Raw genomic sequence first — 18140 nt, 5'->3', positions numbered from 1 at the left:
AATTAATCATCCCGTTAACCTTTTTTTAGAGATTCTTTAACGGAATTGGTTCGGAGATGAGAAAAACAGAATAGTCCCGGTTATTCGCTTTCGTCAGGGGAGGTGGTAGCCGGCTCTACCGATTTGGTAAGCACTACGACCCCTTTCTGTAAAAACAGGTTGTTTGGGTAGGTCACCAATTCGCCCTCTGGGGTACGAAGGTGAATATGAAAAGCCTTGATATCTTCTATCACCGATTCTGTCGGGAAGTCCTTATCCTGGATCCTGATCTTGTCACCTATCTTAAACGGGAAAGAGAAGAAGAGTATCACTCCTGCCGTTACATTACTGAGAATAGACCAGGAGGCAAAGAAGGCGACTCCCAGTACTGCAAGAACCGAAGACAGGATCAATCCCAGATCTTGAAAGTTCAGCCCCCAGATGTATCCTAAACTGAAAACACCCAGGAAAAAGATCATGACATTCACATATTTGATGATCAGGATGGTTCTGGCCCGGTCAAATTCACCGATTCGCCCCACCCGCCTGATAGCCTTGGCGGTTATGTAACGAATAAGTAGCAGCAGAACCAGGGTGAAAACGGTTCTTAAAATAGAGTCCTGATATTCGGTTAAGAATGCAATCATAAATTATAAGCCTAAACTGTCGCGCAAATATAAATCCTGGTTCCGGTTTTTATTCCAATAATCGATCTTTAATCGCTTTATTTTTTTTGCTCTTGTAACATAGGCAGTATCACCGTCGCTATAGGTTTCTTTACCTTCTTCCGTCCACTGGTTAATCTCGTAAGGGAAATCATTTTCGAAATCAATGATAAGCCGTCTCTCTAATTCCGGATAATCCAGGGTGTAGCGTTGAAAATCTTTCATTTTTTCCAGCCGGGCTTTTACCTGGTACGATTTTATTTTGTTGTGGGAGAGTCTCAGATACTCAAACCCAGGTATCATTTGAAGTTCACCGGTGGGCAGATTTTCAGGATTCAACCGTATCTGATTCCATATTCCGTCTTCCAACGGCATTTTTTTCAGTAGAAAATCCTTGTCAGATTCACCCTGGAAGTACGAGTGAAGCATCACCTCGTAATCGAGCCTGTTATTCAGCTGCATATATACCTGGCCGCACCACTCCTGTATGCTGCTGCTCACCTTCAGAGGGTAATTCTGTTTTTCGACCGGGCTGAAAACACTCGTCATTACCGAATACGGATAGATGCCCGTCTGGAACTTACGGGTTCGGTTCATTTTCAGAACATTAAGGGTTTTCTGTGAAGCCTCATTTGCTTTTACCTGCTCCTTCTTTAAGAAAGGTTCTGTTACGAAAATAAATACAGCGCGCCCTTCTCTTTTTTCGCCATATCGCATTTGTTCAAGATGGTAAGAAGTGATCTCAGCTTCTCCCTGGTACCAGTAAGAGCCAAAATTTTCAGGCAGCTCCCGGTTTGCTTTGACGGGTTTGGCAAAGATTCCTTTACCGGAAAAATACATATAGCCCAAAATGAGCAGGGCTAATGCGATGAAAGAGAGGAAAATATAACGCAAGGATTTCATGGCTGGGTGTTTCACTAAAAATATAAAATTTTTAGATGGAAGCCATTATTTTGAGGTTCTGATACACTTCGAACGTAGGAAGCCCGACCACATTGAAATAAGACCCCTGTATCTCACTGATACCTATCAGACCGATCCATTCCTGGATGCCGTAAGCTCCTGCCTTATCAAACGGTTCGAAGTTTTCGATGTAGTGGTTTATTTCATCTTCTGTTAATTCCCTGAATTTTACCCGGGTGGTATGATTCACGGTCTTTTCGAGTTTTTTACTGGTAAAGCAAACGCTGGTTATTACTTCGTGCTCTTTCCCTGAAAGCGAACGAAGCATCTCGTAAGCCTCTTTTTTACCAGAAGGTTTACCAAGGGCCTTTTCTTCATGCCAAACAATGGTGTCTGAAGTGATAAGAATGTCATTGTCTTTGAGCTCCTCCTTGAAAGGGAGGGCTTTCAACTGAGCGAGGTAATCGGAGATTTCATATTTGTATAAACGTTCCGGATAAACCTCGTCTACGGGCTTCAGTCGTACCTCAAAGTTCAACCCGAGGTCTTTAAAGAACTGTTGTCTTCGGGGAGAGCCCGAGGCAAGTATTATATTGAATTTTTCCAACTCACTGTTGATCATACCTACTTGTATAAAGTTTTTGGAGTTTTAATCGTACCGGGCGTTCAGGTTACTCATCCATTTCCCCTGTACCTTGAGCACCTGTTCGATAACATCTCGCACACATCCTTTCCCACCCTGTTTGTGAGATACATAGAGTGAGATGTCTTTTATCTCGGTCACGGCATCATTCGGACAGCACGGAAGGCCGATCATTTTCATGGCCGCAAAATCAGGAATGTCGTCACCCATATACAGCGCATTTTCAGCCTTGATACCATTACGTTCAAAATAGGCATTCAACTCTTTTACCTTGTCACCGATACCCAGGTGTATATCTGTTACGCCCAACCCCTGCAGGCGGCTTCTCACCCCCTCATTGCTTCCTCCTGAGATGATACATACGTTATAACCCTGCTGAACCGCGGTTTTAAGTGCATATCCGTCTTTCAGGCTCATGTTACGCAAAAGTTGACCGTCTGATGTGATCACGATGGTTCCGTCGGTAAGAACACCATCTACATCAAAAATAAAGGTGGTGATATGTTCGAGATATTCTTTATAGCTTTTTTCCATGGCTGTTTTGTATAGAACGGGTCAGGATCTCGTAGATATCCTTTTTGATTCCTGATCCCAGTTTTTGCAGATGCGAATTTATGGTTTTTTGATCATTTCTGAGTGCCGGACCCGTTTGCGCCGCTTCTGGAGAAAGTCTTTCTAGTTTTTCAAAAGTTTCATTTAAAAGCGGCTGAAAGATCTCAAAAGGGATGCGCTGCTCCTGGCAAATTTCCTTTCCGAGGGTTACCATGTGATTGCTGAAGTTATTGATGAAAACAGCTGAAAGGTGTAAAGAGCTACGTTGTTCTGAATCGATTTGGTAAACCGCTGAACTGATGCTTGCGGCCAGTTTTTTAAGCAAAATCAGATCTTCTTCAGTGTTGGCTTCCAGGCAGAGCGGCATTTGTCGATAGTCTATTTCTTTTTCGGCACTGAAACTTTGAAGCGGATAGAATACTCCCCGCCTTCTAACCGGTAACAATTCTGAAATTGAGGTGTTTCCAGAGGTGTGGGCGAGCAGGCCCCCTGTGTCTTTTATTTTCTTCGCGACCTTGGCTATAGCATCGTCATTAACAGACAGAATAGTAATGTCTGACTCTTCGATGCGACCGAAATCATCAGATAGAAATTCTCTGAAAGCATCTCGCTTTTTTTCGGTGATCTTCCTGGTGATTACCCAATTTATGCGTACACCCTTAGCTTCGTAAAAAGCTTTGAATAGATGCCTGGCAACATTGCCTGTTCCAATAATACTTATGTCGATCATAGCCTGCTAACCTCAGTAATTAATTCCCGGTTTCTTTAATAATAGATCAAATATAACAAAGCTGCATTACCCGGATACTTATCACAGTAACAGCCAAAGAAGGACTGAATTGCAAAGAGGGTAAAGCAGATGTTAATTCCTGCAAATTTGCCATTTAAATGTACTATTTTTGCAAACTGAAAAAGAAAAGCATTAGCCCGAAATGTTAGACAAAATAAAAAAGATACTTTTCTCTACGCGATTAATGGCCATGTTATTTGTGGTTTTTGCCGTTGCCATGGCGATGGGAACTTTTATAGAAAGCTGGTACAGCACAGAAACCGCCAAGATATGGATATATAACGCCTGGTGGTTTGAAGTGATCATGGTGTTCTTCGTGATCAACTTTATCGGAAACATTAAGCGCTACCGGCTCTTTAGTAAAGAGCAGTGGCCGGTACTGCTGCTGCATTTGTCATTTATACTTATTATTCTGGGAGCCTTTGTGACCCGGTATATCAGTTTCGAGGGGGTAATGCCCATACGTGAGGGAGAGTCTGTCGATTACATACTTACAGAAAAGGAATATCTGACCGTTTTTGTAGACGGTGACGTCGAGGGACAAACCAGACGGCGTGGGTTGCAGGATGAGATCATGATCACTCCTGAGGCCCGGGATGCCTCGCTTCCCTGGAAGTCTGATTTCAACGGACAGCCATTTACCATAAGTTATGCAGGTTTTATAGATGGTGCCGAAGAAGGTCTGATACCTGATGAAGCCGGTGACCCATATCTGAAGATCGTCGAAGCCGGAGGAGGAAACAGACATGATCACTATCTGAAGGCAGGAGAAGTTTCGAGTATTCACAATATTCTTTTCGCTTTTAATGCGCCTACTGAAGGCGCCATCAATATCGTGGTTAATGACTCTGTGCAAACCATAAGATCCCCTTTTGAGGGTAGCTATATGCGAATGGCAGATCAGCTGGAGGGAACAGTGATCCAGGACAGCGTACAACCTTTGATGTTCCGTTCGCTGTATAATGTCGCCGGGATGCAATTCGTATTTCCTGAGCCTGTTGTCAGAGGCCGATACGGAATCATCGAATCAGAAAATAAAACTCAGAATCAGCAGGACGCCATAGTGTTGAATGTTTCCACCGAGGGAGAAACCAAACAGGTAACCCTGATGGGAGGTAAAGGTTTTATCAATGACCCTAAGGAAATTAAAGTGGGTAACCTGGACTTTTATCTCACCTACGGCTCGATAAGGCATGAATTACCCTTTGCGGTCAGGTTGAACGATTTTATAGCTGAGAAATATCCCGGCACCGAAAAGGGATATTCTTCATTTATGAGTAAGGTAACCGTGGAAGATGAAAGACCCTTTGATTATGATATCTATATGAACCATGTACTTGATCATGAGGGCTACCGCTTCTTTCAGGCCAGTTTTGACCCTGATGAGAAGGGTACTGTACTATCGGTTAATCATGATTTCTGGGGTACCTGGATCACCTATGTTGGGTACTTTTTACTTTATATCGGATTGATGGGAATCATGTTTTTCGGAAAAACACGTTTTAAAGATCTTGCCGGGATGCTGAAAAAAGTCAAAACAAAAAAGGCAAAGGTGCTCACTTCCCTGATGCTGTTGACAACTGTTTCGGGTTTTGCCCAGGACACTCATGAGCACAGTGCTGATGATGGGCACATTCACGTGACAGCTCCTTCCCAGTCGCAGATAGATTCGATATTGCAGGCTACCAAAATAGATGAGGAGCATGCTGAAAAATTTGGTTCGCTGGTTATACAGGATGAATCAGGGCGCATGAAGCCTGTCAATACATTCGCTTCTGAGTTACTTCGCAAAATGAGTAAGAGCGAAGAATTTAAAGGAATGAACCCGAACCAGGTAATGTTGTCGATGATGCAGAACCCTGCAGCCTGGTACAATGTGGATTTTATTTACATCACCAAAAAGAACGACAGTATTCGAAAGATAATCGAGGTACCTGAAGATCAGAAGTTGGTAAAAGCCGTCGATTTCTTTGATGAAAACACCAATTATCGACTATCACCCTATTTGGAGGATGCTTATGCCACCAATACCCCAAATCAGTTCCAGAAGGGGTTCAGAGAATTCGATCTTAAGATGGGGCTGTTGAATCAGGCCCTGGGGGGAGAGATTCTCAGAATCTATCCTTTACCAGGTAGTGAGAACAACAAATGGATCTCTGCGGCCGAATTTGCCAGGGGAGATTTCCAGGTAAAAGACTCGCTGTATGCGAATTTTATAAAGAATTCAATTCCGTTCTATCTGATGGCACTAAGAGAGGCCAGGGCAACGGGAGATTATTCGCAGGCCGATAAAATACTGGAAGCGTTCAAACAAAATCAGAAAAATTACGGTGCTGAGGTATTGCCTTCTGATAACAAGGTGAAGGCAGAGATACTTTACAACAAGCTAAATATTTTTGAAAGCCTTTTGATTTGGTTCATGGTTTTCGGTATCGTGATGTTCACCTTCATCATCCTGCAGATCTTCTATGATAAAAGGTGGATCAAGGTGGCTATTAAAGCTTGTGGGATCGCCATCGGACTGCTGTTTCTTGCACAGACCTTTGGTCTTGGTTTTCGCTGGTATATCAGTGGTCACGCCCCCTGGAGTGATGCTTATGAGAGCGTGCTTTACGTGGCATGGAGTACCATGGCGCTTGGATTGGCCTTTGGTCGTAAAAGTGATCTGACCATCGCTTCAACCGCCTTTGTGACAGCTATCATTCTCTTCGGAGCTCATATGAATTGGCTTGATCCTGCTATCGCAAACCTACAACCTGTACTTGACAGCTATTGGCTGATGATACACGTAGCCGTTATCGTGGGTAGTTATGGTCCGTTTACCCTGGGAATGATACTGGGAGTGGTAGCCTTGTTCCTCATTATATTCACCAATAAGAAGAATAAGTCCAAAATGGAACTTAACATACAGGAGATCACTATTATCAACGAACTGGCTCTTACAGTAGGACTGGTGATGCTCACCATTGGAAATTTTCTCGGAGGTCAGTGGGCTAACGAGAGCTGGGGTAGGTACTGGGGTTGGGACCCTAAGGAGACCTGGGCACTGATCAGTATTATGGTGTATGCCTTTGTGATCCACATGAGGCTGGTTCCCGGCCTGAGAGGTCGATGGGCCTTTAACTTTGCCAGTATTGTGGCCTTTGCGAGCATTATGATGACCTATTTTGGGGTGAATTTCTATCTTACCGGGCTGCATTCATATGCAAGCGGTGATAAGGTTATCACGCCTACTTTCGTATGGTATTCGGTAGCTTTTGTAGGTGTATTGGGCATTATTAGTTACTGGCGATACAAAGCCGTTTACAAGAAAACAAAATAGCTCTTCAATAAGAGATACAAAAAAGCCACTTCGATTAGAAGTGGCTTTTTTATTATCGGGTGTTCAAATGTTTTTTTCAGGTAATCAAAGCTTGAACCAGTCTTTTATAAATTCTTCTTCCAGTTTGATACTTTGTTTATAGCGAAATTCATTCGCTGCTTCGTCATATTCGTAGTCTTCAGACCATTCGCTGTGATTTTCGGCTACCGCCTGTATAGCATCACAAATATAGTCGATCTCTTTATCGGTCATGGTCGGATGTACCGACATACGAACCCATCCCGGCCTTTCTCTCAGGCAACCCTGAAGGATTTTCTTTTCGATCTCCTTCGAAGTTAACTGGTCAACATTCAGGAGGAAATGTCCATAGGTGCCGGCGCAGGAGCACCCGCCTCTGGTCTGTACGCCAAAGCGGTCATTCAGGAGTTTTACCACGAGGTTGTAATGAGCTCCCTCGATAAAGAAAGAGAAAATACCCAGACGATCTTTGTGTTCCCCTGCGAGGATCTTCAGATTCGAAATCTTTTCAAGCCGTTCAAATATTGTTTCATTCATCTGGTGTTCTCTTTCAAGAATCCTGGAAACACCCATCTTTTCTTTCAATTCAATGGCTAATGCCACTTTCATGGCTTGAAGGAATCCGGGCGTTCCTCCGTCTTCGCGAGATTCTATATCATCGATGTAATCGTGGTCTCCCCAGGGGTTCGTATAAGCTACCGTGCCGCCTCCCGGGTTATCGGGTACCATGTTCCGGTACAGTTTTTTATTGAAAACCAGGACACCTGAAGAACCGGGGCCACCGAGAAACTTGTGTGGTGAAAAGAAAATGGCGTCCAGGTAACTTTCCTCGTCTTCAGGATGCATGTCTATATCGACATAGGGCCCTGAACAGGCAAAATCAACAAAACAAAGTCCGCCGTAACGGTGTATCATCCCGGCAATTTCGTGATAGTTGGTTCTGATACCCGTAACGTTACTGCAGGCAGTTACAGAAGCGATCTTGATAGGACGTTCCTTGTGGGTTTCCAGCAGTTTTTCAAAACTTTCCATACAGATCAGTCCGTTCTCATTGCAAGGAATCACTTCAACCCTGGCAATGGTTTCCAGCCATGAAGTCTGGTTTGAGTGGTGCTCCATATGCGAAACGAAAACTACAGGGCGAAGCTCTTCTGGAACCTGAGTGTGGTCTTTCAGATTTTCTACGATCTTCAGCCCCAGGATTCGCTGAAATTTGTTTACCGCCCCTGTCATTCCCGTACCCACGGTGATAAGAACATCGTTTTCTTTGGCGTTGACGTGACGTTTTATGATGTGTCTTGCCTTGTGATAGGCTAAGGTCATCGAACTTCCGGTAAAGGTTGTTTCCGTATGGGTATTGGCAACAAACGGACCGATCTGGTTCAGGAATTTCTCTTCGATATCCCTGTAAAGCCTTCCGCTGGCGGTCCAGTCGGCATAAACCAGCGGCTTGGGCCCGAAAGGAGTCTCTACGGTCTTATCTACCCCCAGAATGTTTTTTCTGAAAGTGCTGAAATAGGTTTCCAGGTCATTATCGTAAGCGGTTTCGTTTTTCATCGGTTCCCGGTTAATAGTTTTTAATACCTTTTTGTAACCAGTCGTAATATGCTTCAACATCAGGATTGTAGGCTGAGGGTTCAATTAATTTATTCTCGTTTTCATCGATAAGCACATAGAAGGGCTGGGCATTCGCCTTGTATCGCAATTGCTGGAATTCGCTCCATTTTTGCCCGATGTTACGGAATTTTTCTCCTGTGATTTCTGAAATGTTTTCAGGCGTATCAGGCAGGTCGCGTTTGTCATCAACATATAACGATATCAGAACCACCTCATTCTTTAGAACATCGAGAACTTTCGGGTCAGACCAGACCTTGTCTTCCATCTTTCTGCAGTTCACACAGGCATGGCCTGTAAAATCGATAAGAATCGGTTTATTCACCTCCCGTGCATATGCCAGACCTTTTTCGTATTCTGTAAAAGCCACTATGTCGTGCGGCCCGAGGTGAGCTCCTTCAGGGATGCTTTCTGTTCCTTCCAGGCCACTTCCTCCGGTTCGGGTATATCCCACTCCGTAGGGCGCCTCACTGTAATTCAGGGGAGGAGGGAAGCCACTGATCATTTTAAGCGGGGCACCCCATAAGCCCGGAATCAGGTAAATGACAAAACTGAGAACCAGTAATCCCACACTTAAACGACCCACTGAAATGTATTCTGCAGGGGAATCATGAGGGAGGCGTATCTTCCCGAAGAGATAGAGTGCAAGGGCACCGAATATAGCGATCCATATAGCCAGGAATACTTCTCTTTCCAGCCAGTGCAACTGCAGAACAAGGTCTGCGTTGGAAAGGAATTTAAAGGCGAGTGCCAGTTCAAGAAAACCGAGGGTTACCTTTACGGTGTTGAGCCAGCCCCCTGATTTCGGCAGGGAATTCATCCATCCCGGAAATGCTGCGAACAGGGCAAAAGGCAGGGCCAGAGCAAGGGAGAACCCGAACATTCCCACTATAGGGGCGAGTCCGCCTTTTGAGGCTGCTTCTACCAGTAACGTTCCTACGATAGGACCTGTACAGGAGAAAGAGACGATAGCCAGGGCAAGCGCCATAAAGAGTATACCGATAATGCCTCCGCGGGTAGACTGCTTATCGACTGTACTGGCCCAGGAATTCGGTAATGTGATCTCAAAGGCTCCCAGAAAGGATACCGCAAAGATGACCAGTAAGAGGAAAAACAGGATGTTGAAAGTTACATTGGTCGATAAGGCGTTCAGCGCATCAGCTCCGAAAATAGCTGTTACCAGAGACCCCAGTAAAACATAGATCAGAATGATGGCTATCCCATAAAACAAAGCGTTGCGAATGCCTGCAGCCTTGTTCTTGCTCTGTTTGGTGAAGAAGCTAACCGTTAGCGGGATCATAGGAAAAACACAGGGAGTAAGCAAGGCTGCAAAACCGGAAAGAAAGGCAATGAAAAATATACCCCACAAGCTGCGACGGGTGGAACCGGCGATTTCTCCCTCGTCAAAATCTGTTATTTTTTCAGAGTCTGTGGTATCTGTTTCGTCAGGAGTTATCTCCTCTGAGACCTCTGTAACATCACCTGCCCTGAAACTCAAATCGACATAAGAAGGGGGTAGGCACCTGGCATCATCACAAACCATGAATTCCACCTCTCCTTCGATCAGTGCCCCATCAGATAGCAGCTTTATCCGCTGTCTGAACTCTGCATGGTCTTCAAAGAACTTGATCATCATTTCGAAGACGGGATCATTGATGGTTTTACCTTCGTCTTCTGTGACATCGCCTATCAACTCATAATTGTCAGTTGGTTCGAAGGTGAAACTGGTGGGAATCGGACCGTTTTCAGGGACATCCTGAGCATAGAGGTGCCAGCCTTTATCTATTTCGGCTTCTATGACCAGGTCGTATTCTGTTTCAGAGATCTTTTCAACGCGGGTATTCCAGTCTACGGGATCGAGTATTTGCCCGTGTATGAAACCGGTGATTAAAAAGCTCAGGGTAAGTAATAATCCTTTCATAATGTTCGACAGTAGTAAGTGTTTACAAAACTACAGGGTTGGCTCAGATACTACAACCTCTGCGCTGTTTTTTGGAAATATTTAAGAAGAGGAATCCCAATTCATTAATTTTCTGAGGTTTTTTCTTCGGGGCGAACGACAGTTCCTGATTTTTCATAGGTCATTTGTCAGCTCCTCCTTCCGGAAGTTTCTAACCTGATCAAGGGCAGCCTCAGGTGATCGTACCGGTAATTTACATACTCTTGAACGACAAACATAAATTAGGGTCTCTCCGGGTACTTTTTTATTTTTTAACAGCGGTAAATTCTCATCTTCACCGCCCATAAATATGGCTGTTGGGAGATAGTTAGCCTGCAAGTCATGGTTCAGTTTCAGTGCGTTTTCACCCATAATGGCAATCTCGAATGGTTGGTAGGCCATAAGACCCATTGATACAGCCCAACTGGGATAAGCGGTGCTGTTTCTTTCAATGCGATCCTGCATCACAGCGATCATTCGCTCACTTTTCTTTATCATTTCCGGGTCCTGGAGAAGATTTCCAAGTCTGAACAAGACCTGAGACATGATTCCGTTCGAAGACGGGGTTACCCCGTCTTCCAGTTCCACATTCCGGGTGATAAGATCAGAGCCTGAATCTCCGGTATAGTAGAAGATACCACTTTCATCATTATAGAAATGGGCGATAGCGTAATCTGTTACTGTTTTTGCGCTTTCGAGCCATTGAATCTCAAAGTCTGTTTCATAAAGATCGATCAATGCCTTTGCCAGGAAGGCATAATCATCAAGCATAGCCGGGGTGTTCGACTGCCCGTCAATTCTATTTCGTTTAAGAGCACCTTCTTCAGACATCTGTGATTCTAAAATAAACCCGGCTGTTTCCCTTGCTGTGTTCAGATAAGATTCATCACCCAGAGCTTTGTATGCTTCCAAAAATCCGCTGATAGCCAGTGCATTCCATGAAGTGAGAATTTTGTTGTCTGTACTGGGTCTTATACGTGTTTGTCGTTCTATGAGCAGGGTATTGCGAGCCTGCTGAAGCAGTTTTAGCTCTGATTCATCCATTGCGCCTGAAAACTGACCCTGTGACGGAGCTATGTACAACACGTTTTTCCCGGATTCCCAGTTCCCGGCTTCCGAGGTTTGATAATAGGCAGATATAAGATCATACTCAGCATCGCTTAGTAAATTTCTCAGATCTTCATCTTTCCAGACATAATAGCGACCTTCCTCTCCTTCACTGTCAGCATTCAGTGAGCTGAAGAAGCCCCCCTCAGGAGATCTCAACCGCCGGTTCATAAACGCCGCGGTCTCCTTAACCACCCTTGCATACTCAGGATTTTCAGTAATCTTGAACCCTTTCGAATAAAGACTCAGCAATTGCGCATTGTCATACAGCATTTTTTCGAAGTGGGGAACCTTCCATTCGGGGTCAGTGGCATAACGGGCGAACCCGCCACCCAGATGGTCATATATTCCCCCGGCAGACATATGGTTCAGAGTGGTGGTGACTAGTTCCATAGGTTCTTCTTCTCCGGTAAGAAAGGCGTACTGCATGAGGAATTCCCAGGCAGCAGGCATGGGGAACTTCTGGGTTTGATTGAAACCGCCTCTTTCAGCATCTGTATATTCTTTCCATATAGGAAAAAGGTTTTGGTAGTCTTTTTTGCTCATTTCGCTCTCGGTGGCTTCCACTTCGATCAGTTCACGGCTCTTTATACCCCTGGTAAGTTTTTCGGCCTGTTCTCTTACAGTCGATTCTTTATTTGTCCAGGTTTCATGAACTTTTTCAAGTACCTGCAACCACTGTTCCTTTGGGAAATATGTTCCGGCGAAAAAAGGTTCCCCACCGGGCAGTGCAAAAACATTCAGGGGCCATCCGCCTCTTCCGTTCAGCAGCATGGCTGCGTTCATATAGATCATGTCGATATCCGGCCTTTCCTCGCGGTCGACCTTTACCGGAACGAACTGAGTATTGATTTTTTGGGCTACAATGCTGTCCATGAACGACTCTTCCTCCATCACGTGACACCAGTGACATGAGGCATAACCTATACTGATAAGCAAGGGTTTATTCTCTTTTTTTGCCTTTGCAAGAGCTTCCTCTCCCCATTCCATCCAGTGAACGGGATTATCTGCATGCTCCCTGAGGTAGGGGCTGCTCGCATCAGCCAGTCGGTTGTCTGCTGAATTGTCTTTTTCTTCTGTTCCGCAGGCAACAAGCATTATTAGAATAACTAAGTATGCGGGGCTGTAATATCTCAGTTTCATAGTGAAATTACTTGGTGTTGCAATATAATTCTATTATTTGTTGTATCGGGAATGCTGCAGTTTCATTATTAACGAATTCATATCGTTCAGTGGTGGGGAAGAAGCACTTTAATTCCTATTTTTATCCAAATAATTGTGAAAAATGAAAACAAACATTTTGCTACTGGCAGTCGCTTTCCTGGCCTTTGGTTGTAAAGACCAGAAGAAGACCGGTGAATTGTCTGCACTTGAACCCGTTGAAAAAACTCAAGAAATGAAAAGCCTTCATGAATTTAAAGTAATCGACCTGTATGGAGAACCCTTTGATTTTGCCTCTCTCAAAGGCAAAAAAGTACTGGTGGTAAACACGGCCAGTGAATGCGGTTTGACACCTCAGTATAAAGGACTGCAAGAGCTATACGAAACCTTTAAGGATCGTGATTTCGTAATCGTCGGGTTTCCGGCCAATAACTTTGGTGGACAGGAACCGGGTTCTGATGAAGAGATCGCAGAATTTTGTGAAGCGAATTATGGCGTGAGTTTTCCGATGATGTCTAAGATCTCTGTCAAGGGAGAAGACATGCATCCGGTCTATCGCTTTCTGACCTCGAAGGAGCAGAATGGATATATGGATACCGAGGTGAGCTGGAATTTTCAGAAATACCTGGTAGATGCAGATGGTCATGTGGTAGCAATGAAGAGTCCGCAGACACTTCCTGCAGATGAATCTATCATTAACTGGATAACAGGAGAAAATGAGTAAAAAGGGCATACATACCATTTGCACCCATGTGGGGGAGTTAAAAGATGAACAATTCAAGGGAGCTGTATCTCCGTTATACATGTCGACCTCCTACGCCTATGAAGGGGTAGAGGTGAAGCGTTACCCCCGTTATTTTAATACGCCTAACCAGGAGGCGCTTTCTCAAAAGCTGGCTGCACTGGAGCATACTGAAAGAGCGTTGATATTCGGTAGCGGTATGGCAGCGGTAAGCACGACGCTTATGGCATTGCTGCACAAGGGAGACCACGTGGTGTTACAGCATTCGCTCTATGGAGGAACCTATAACCTGGTGGTTGAGGAGTTCGATAAATACGGTATCGAGTATAGTTTTACAAAGGGATTGGCAAGGGAGGATTTTGAGAGTGAAATAAGAGAAAACACCCGTGTGATTTATGTCGAAACGCCTTCTAACCCGTTGCTGAAGATCACAGATCTTTCGATGGTGGCTGAACTTGCCTCAGAAAAGATACTGATAAGTGTTATAGACAATACTTTTGCCAGTCCGGTGAATCAAAACCCGGCTGATCTGGGTATCGATATCATTATACACAGCGCCACCAAATACCTGGGAGGCCATAGCGATATACTGGCCGGAGCTGTTTGTGGTTCAGAAGAGCATATCGATCGTATCTTCCAGCTGGCCAAGAATTTCGGGGGAAGTCTCAGTGATTATACGGTGTGGTTACTGGAGCGCAGTATAAAAACACTGGGTATTCGTGTGAAAGCCCAGAACAGGAACGCCAGAAAGTTAGCCAAGTTCCTTCATAAACATGAGCAGGTGAAGCAGGTGTATTACCCGGGATTAAAGTCACACCCTGATCACGAACTTGCCAAAGCCCAGATGCACGGTTTCGGGGGAATGATGTCTTTTGAGCTGGAGGAAGGAATGGATACCGCTCTTTTTCTGAAGCGTCTGAAACTGATTAAACCTTCCATGAGCCTGGCAGGAGTTGAAAGCACCATACTGTCTCCTGCAAAAACCTCGCATGCCTTGCTTTCTGAAGAAGAAAGGAAACGACAGGGAATAAGCGATAGGTTGCTGCGGTTTTCGGTGGGTATCGAGAACCGTAAAGATCTGATGGCAGACATAGAACAGGCGCTTATTGCCTGTGCTGCGGGAAGCCTAAAGGAATGCTGAAAAACCGTACCTTTGAAGACTAAAAACATAAGATGAAGTTAGATATACTGGCTTTTGGCAGCCATCCGGATGATGTAGAACTCGGTTGTGGTGCTACCCTGGCAAAAGAGATCAGCAGGGGAAAAAAAGTAGGGATCATTGACCTTACACGCGGAGAGCTCGGTACCCGGGGTACTCCTGAAATTCGTGATGAGGAAGCTCGGAAAGCAGCGGATATTCTGGGTGTTACGGTCAGGGAAAACCTGGAGTTTGCAGACGGTTTTTTTGTTAACGACAAACTGCATCAGCTGGAGGTGATTAAAATGATACGCAAATATCGTCCCGATATGGTATTGTGTAATGCGGTTGAAGATCGTCATATCGATCATGGAAAGGGCAGTAAGCTGGTAAGTGACGCCTGTTTTCTCAGCGGCCTGGTAAAGATAGATACCCGGTTCGAAGGGGAGGAGGACTGGCAGCAGCCATGGAGGCCGCGGGTGGTATACCACTATATTCAATGGAAGAATCTTGAACCTGATTTTGTGGTCGATGTAACCGGTTTTGTCGAAAAGAAGGTGGAATCGGTTAAGGCTTATGCTTCCCAGTTCTATGATCCGGACAGTAAGGAGCCGCAAACCCCGATCAGCAGCAGAAATTTCTTCGACAGCCTTATCTACCGATCCAGGGATCTTGGAAGGCTGATAGGTGTTGAAAACGGTGAAGGCTTTACCGTGGAAAGGTATGTAGGGGTTGAGAATCTGGATTGTATGAAATAACATCCTTCAGGGATAAATTTTTTTGAGAAATATTTGGTGATAAATTGTAAAATAAATTACATTTGCACTCGCTTTGACAGCGATATCAGTTAGAAATACACGGTGGTTGTAGCTCAGCTGGTTAGAGCGCTGGATTGTGGTTCCAGAGGTCGCCGGTTCGAACCCGGTCTTCCACCCAATAAAGCCTTCAGGTAAAACCTGGAGGCTTTTTTTGTGCGTAGCCCCGAAAGCTTGCTTTCAGGGGGCTGTAAGCACAAAAAAAGACCCGGCGCCGTATGGCGCTGAAGGCTTTATTAGCAGGTTAACCACTCCCGGCTCAGCGACCGACAGGGAGCTAACAGAGTCGGGTGGCAATCATGCATTTCTAAGTGACGGGCACAAAAAAAGACCCGGCGCCGTATGGCGCTGAAGGCTTTATTGACAGGTTTTGCCAGCGCGCCGGCTGGCCCTTTCGCTAAAAACAGCCACCGGCTGTTTTCTTTACGCTCAGTCCTGGCTCAGCGACCGACAGGGAGCTAACAGAGTCGGTGGGGAATCTTACATTTCTAAGTGATGGGCACAAAAAAAGACCCGGCGCCGTATGGCGCTGAAGGCTTTATTGGATATGGCACCCATCCAAACTAAACGCTGCGGGATGACCTTCTGACCTTCTGACTTCTTGACCGTCTGACTACCTGACTACAAATTTGGCAGATCCTTCACTACGGTGACCTTCGTCACCTTAGCTTTGGATGACCCAGAGGTTCGAAATGAGAGTGAATAGTTAATCTATTAAGTATACCAAAATTAAATTTTGGTTTTTTACCATCTCACCATCTCACCATCTCACCATCTCACCATCTCACATGACTTATTGTTATGGAGGTATGGAGGTATGGTGTTATGGGGGTGTGATGGTACTATTTGAACTCTTGTCCTTTTAATTATCTAACCCTCTGACTTATTGACTTCCTCTAAAAAATTGCTTCACCCCATTTGGATGGGGTTCGCAAAGACGTTTTTTTGACTACCTGACTACCTGACTACCTGACTACCTGACTACCTGACTACCTGACTACCTGACTACCTGACTACCTGACTACCTGACTACCTGACTACCTGACTACCTGACTACCTGACTACCTGACTACAAATAAAAACCCCCGAATATTATCGGGGGTCACTGAAGTTTAAAAAATTCGTGTTCTATTTCGAAACAGCTTTATCCACTACCGGTCTTTCAGGTCGGTTGGCAACCTCCCAGGCCGTATGAAAGATCAGACGGGCACGGTTCGTAAGCAGATCGTAATTGATCTTATCGGGGGTGTCGCTCGGGCGGTGGTAATCATCATGGGTGCCGTTGAAATAGAAAATGATGGGAATATTGTGCTTGGCGAAATTGTAATGATCACTGCGGTAATAAAACCGGTTCGGATCATCTTCAGCATTGTATTTGTAGTCAAGGGTAATATTGGCAAAGCGCTCGTTCACCTCTTCAGATAGTTCATGCAGGTCAGAGCTGAGCTTATCAGAGCCGATCAGGTAAACATAGTTACGGTCGCCATCCCTTTTAGGATCAATCCGGCCGATCATGTCAACGTTCAGGTTGGCTACGGTTTGTTCCAGTGGATATACCGGGTTATCGGTATAATACTCAGAGCCAAAAAGTCCTTTTTCCTCACCGGTAACATGTAAAAAGACAACGGTTCTTTCAGGGCCGTGACCGGCATCTTTAGCTTCTTTGAATGCTTCAGCTATTTCCAGTAAGGCTACGGTTCCGCTCCCGTCGTCGTCGGCTCCGTTATGAATTTCTCCCTCTGAATTTATTCCGACATGATCGAGGTGTGCCGATAAGATCACATACTCTTCGGGTTTGCTGCTTCCTTCAATTACTGCGACGACATTGTTGCCGAACAATTCCTGGTTCGTATTCTTCAGGTCAAATGATAAAGTTTTGCCGGTATCCCCTTTAGGTTTTTCAGCCTCTACAGCAAGTTTCTCTGTGGCCTTTTCAGTTGACATGAAAACAAGGGCGACTTTATCTGTGTCTTTTTTCAGCTGCATGCTGCCACCGTGATCTGCCTGCTGGTAATATTTATAACGTCCGGAAGCCCTGTTAAAGTAAGCATCGTCGACATAGATCATGCCGGCTGCGCCCTTTTCTGACGCGATCTCTATACGGTCAGAAAGGGTTTCACGCCAGTTTGACCAGTCTGAAGGGGTATTGTTGCCGGTCAGTAAATAAGTGCCATCTTCCTTACGGGGTTCACCTCCGTAAACGATTACCACTTTTCCTGACACATCCATATCGGCATAATCTGAGTATTCTGAACTTTCGATCCCGTAACCGGCATGAACCAGTTCATATTCGCTTTTGGGAACGGCCGAAAACATGATGAAATCCTCACCCTGCTCCAGGGTTTCTCCTTCAATGGTTAGCGTTCCTTCAGGAACTGAATTCATCACCAGCGGCACTTTTTGGAAATATGCGTTTTCTCCTGCACCCGGATTGATGCTTTGATCTTTATAAAAGTCTCTCAGGTAATCAGTAGCGATACGCTCTCCTTCCGTGGCCGTTTCTCTTCCACGGAATTCATCTGAGGCATAGGTGAATAAATGCTCCTTTAATTCTTCCTCTGTGATAGAGTTGGCGTAGGAGACCCTGTAAGCCTCTTTTCCTTCTGTACCTGCAGTGCTCTTACTGCTGCTTTGCTGGGCGCTGTTACAGCCGATTGTGAGCAAGGCTGCAGCATAGATGACAATTTTCATACGTAGTATTTTGATGTTGAAGTTGGTCAAATATAGGGTATGGAAGAGTATTTTATATATA

The 18140-nt window shown here is 45.0% G+C and carries 13 protein-coding genes and 1 tRNA gene; 5 read left to right on the top strand and 9 right to left on the bottom strand.

The features are described from left to right. Window positions 1–80: 80 nt before the first annotated feature. Genes K7R10_RS08960 through K7R10_RS08940 form a run of 5 tightly spaced genes read right to left on the bottom strand, consistent with a single transcriptional unit; the run spans window position 81 to window position 3472 of the window. On the bottom strand, window positions 81–626 hold the full coding sequence (locus K7R10_RS08960; protein ID WP_224484364.1) for a mechanosensitive ion channel domain-containing protein: 546 nt from the start codon (window positions 624–626) through the stop codon (window positions 81–83). A gap of 3 nt (window positions 627–629) precedes the next feature. Further along, window positions 630–1547, bottom strand: coding sequence for a septum formation inhibitor Maf (locus K7R10_RS08955; protein ID WP_224484363.1), 918 nt, complete (start codon window positions 1545–1547; stop codon window positions 630–632). Between the two features lie 31 nt (window positions 1548–1578). Next, a complete protein-coding gene (locus K7R10_RS08950) occupies window positions 1579–2169 on the bottom strand; it encodes a Maf-like protein (RefSeq protein ID WP_224484362.1) in 591 nt (196 codons plus the stop codon). A gap of 27 nt (window positions 2170–2196) precedes the next feature. Next, the gene (locus tag K7R10_RS08945; protein WP_224484361.1) at window positions 2197–2724 is read right to left on the bottom strand and encodes a KdsC family phosphatase; all 528 of its coding nucleotides are present in this window, start codon (window positions 2722–2724) and stop codon (window positions 2197–2199) included. Next, window positions 2708–3472 (bottom strand): Rossmann-like and DUF2520 domain-containing protein, encoded by a 765-nt coding sequence (locus tag K7R10_RS08940; protein ID WP_224484360.1) that lies wholly within the window; start codon window positions 3470–3472, stop codon window positions 2708–2710. Before K7R10_RS08940 ends, K7R10_RS08945 begins: the two co-directional genes overlap by 17 nt. A gap of 202 nt (window positions 3473–3674) precedes the next feature. Here K7R10_RS08940 and K7R10_RS08935 point away from each other — a divergent pair, with 202 nt between their 5' ends. Next, window positions 3675–6854, top strand: a complete 3180-nt coding sequence (locus tag K7R10_RS08935) for a cytochrome c biogenesis protein CcsA (protein WP_224484359.1) — start codon at window positions 3675–3677, stop codon at window positions 6852–6854. 84 nt (window positions 6855–6938) lie between these two features. Here the strand turns inward: K7R10_RS08935 and K7R10_RS08930 are convergent, their stop codons facing one another. The 3 genes from K7R10_RS08930 to K7R10_RS08920 all read right to left on the bottom strand — a co-directional run bounded on the left by K7R10_RS08930 (window position 6939) and on the right by K7R10_RS08920 (window position 12630). After that, the gene (locus K7R10_RS08930) at window positions 6939–8429 is read right to left on the bottom strand and encodes an aminotransferase class V-fold PLP-dependent enzyme (protein WP_224484358.1); all 1491 of its coding nucleotides are present in this window, start codon (window positions 8427–8429) and stop codon (window positions 6939–6941) included. 10 nt (window positions 8430–8439) lie between these two features. Continuing rightward, window positions 8440–10407 carry a protein-disulfide reductase DsbD family protein gene (locus tag K7R10_RS08925; protein ID WP_224484357.1) on the bottom strand — a complete coding sequence of 656 codons (1968 nt, stop codon included), beginning with the start codon at window positions 10405–10407 and terminating at the stop codon, window positions 8440–8442. Between the two features lie 153 nt (window positions 10408–10560). Then, window positions 10561–12630, bottom strand: coding sequence for a thioredoxin domain-containing protein (locus tag K7R10_RS08920; RefSeq protein ID WP_224484356.1), 2070 nt, complete (start codon window positions 12628–12630; stop codon window positions 10561–10563). Between the two features lie 187 nt (window positions 12631–12817). Between K7R10_RS08920 and K7R10_RS08915 the strand changes: the two genes are divergently transcribed. From K7R10_RS08915 to K7R10_RS08900, 4 genes are all read left to right on the top strand, one after another. Beyond that, window positions 12818–13417 (top strand): glutathione peroxidase, encoded by a 600-nt coding sequence (locus K7R10_RS08915; RefSeq protein ID WP_224484355.1) that lies wholly within the window; start codon window positions 12818–12820, stop codon window positions 13415–13417. Continuing rightward, window positions 13410–14576: a trans-sulfuration enzyme family protein gene (locus tag K7R10_RS08910; protein ID WP_224484354.1), complete on the top strand. Its 1167-nt coding sequence runs from the start codon at window positions 13410–13412 to the stop codon at window positions 14574–14576. Before K7R10_RS08915 ends, K7R10_RS08910 begins: the two co-directional genes overlap by 8 nt. Window positions 14577–14608: 32 nt before the next feature. Then, complete coding sequence (gene bshB1 / locus K7R10_RS08905) at window positions 14609–15331, top strand: bacillithiol biosynthesis deacetylase BshB1 (protein WP_224484353.1); 723 nt, start codon at window positions 14609–14611, stop codon at window positions 15329–15331. Between the two features lie 101 nt (window positions 15332–15432). Continuing rightward, window positions 15433–15508: transfer RNA gene (locus K7R10_RS08900), tRNA-His, on the top strand. Window positions 15509–16516: 1008 nt separating this feature from the next. On the opposite strand, the gene K7R10_RS08895 is transcribed toward K7R10_RS08900, so the two are convergent. Continuing rightward, a complete protein-coding gene (locus tag K7R10_RS08895) occupies window positions 16517–18079 on the bottom strand; it encodes a M28 family peptidase (RefSeq protein ID WP_224484352.1) in 1563 nt (520 codons plus the stop codon). Window positions 18080–18140 lie beyond the last annotated feature (61 nt).

The organism is Robertkochia aurantiaca (genome assembly GCF_020166495.1).
In the GTDB taxonomy this organism is placed as follows: Bacteria; Bacteroidota; Bacteroidia; order Flavobacteriales; family Flavobacteriaceae; genus Robertkochia; species Robertkochia aurantiaca.
The sequence above is the reverse complement of the archived record's forward strand: the minus strand, read 5'-3'. Positions and strand labels throughout refer to the sequence as shown.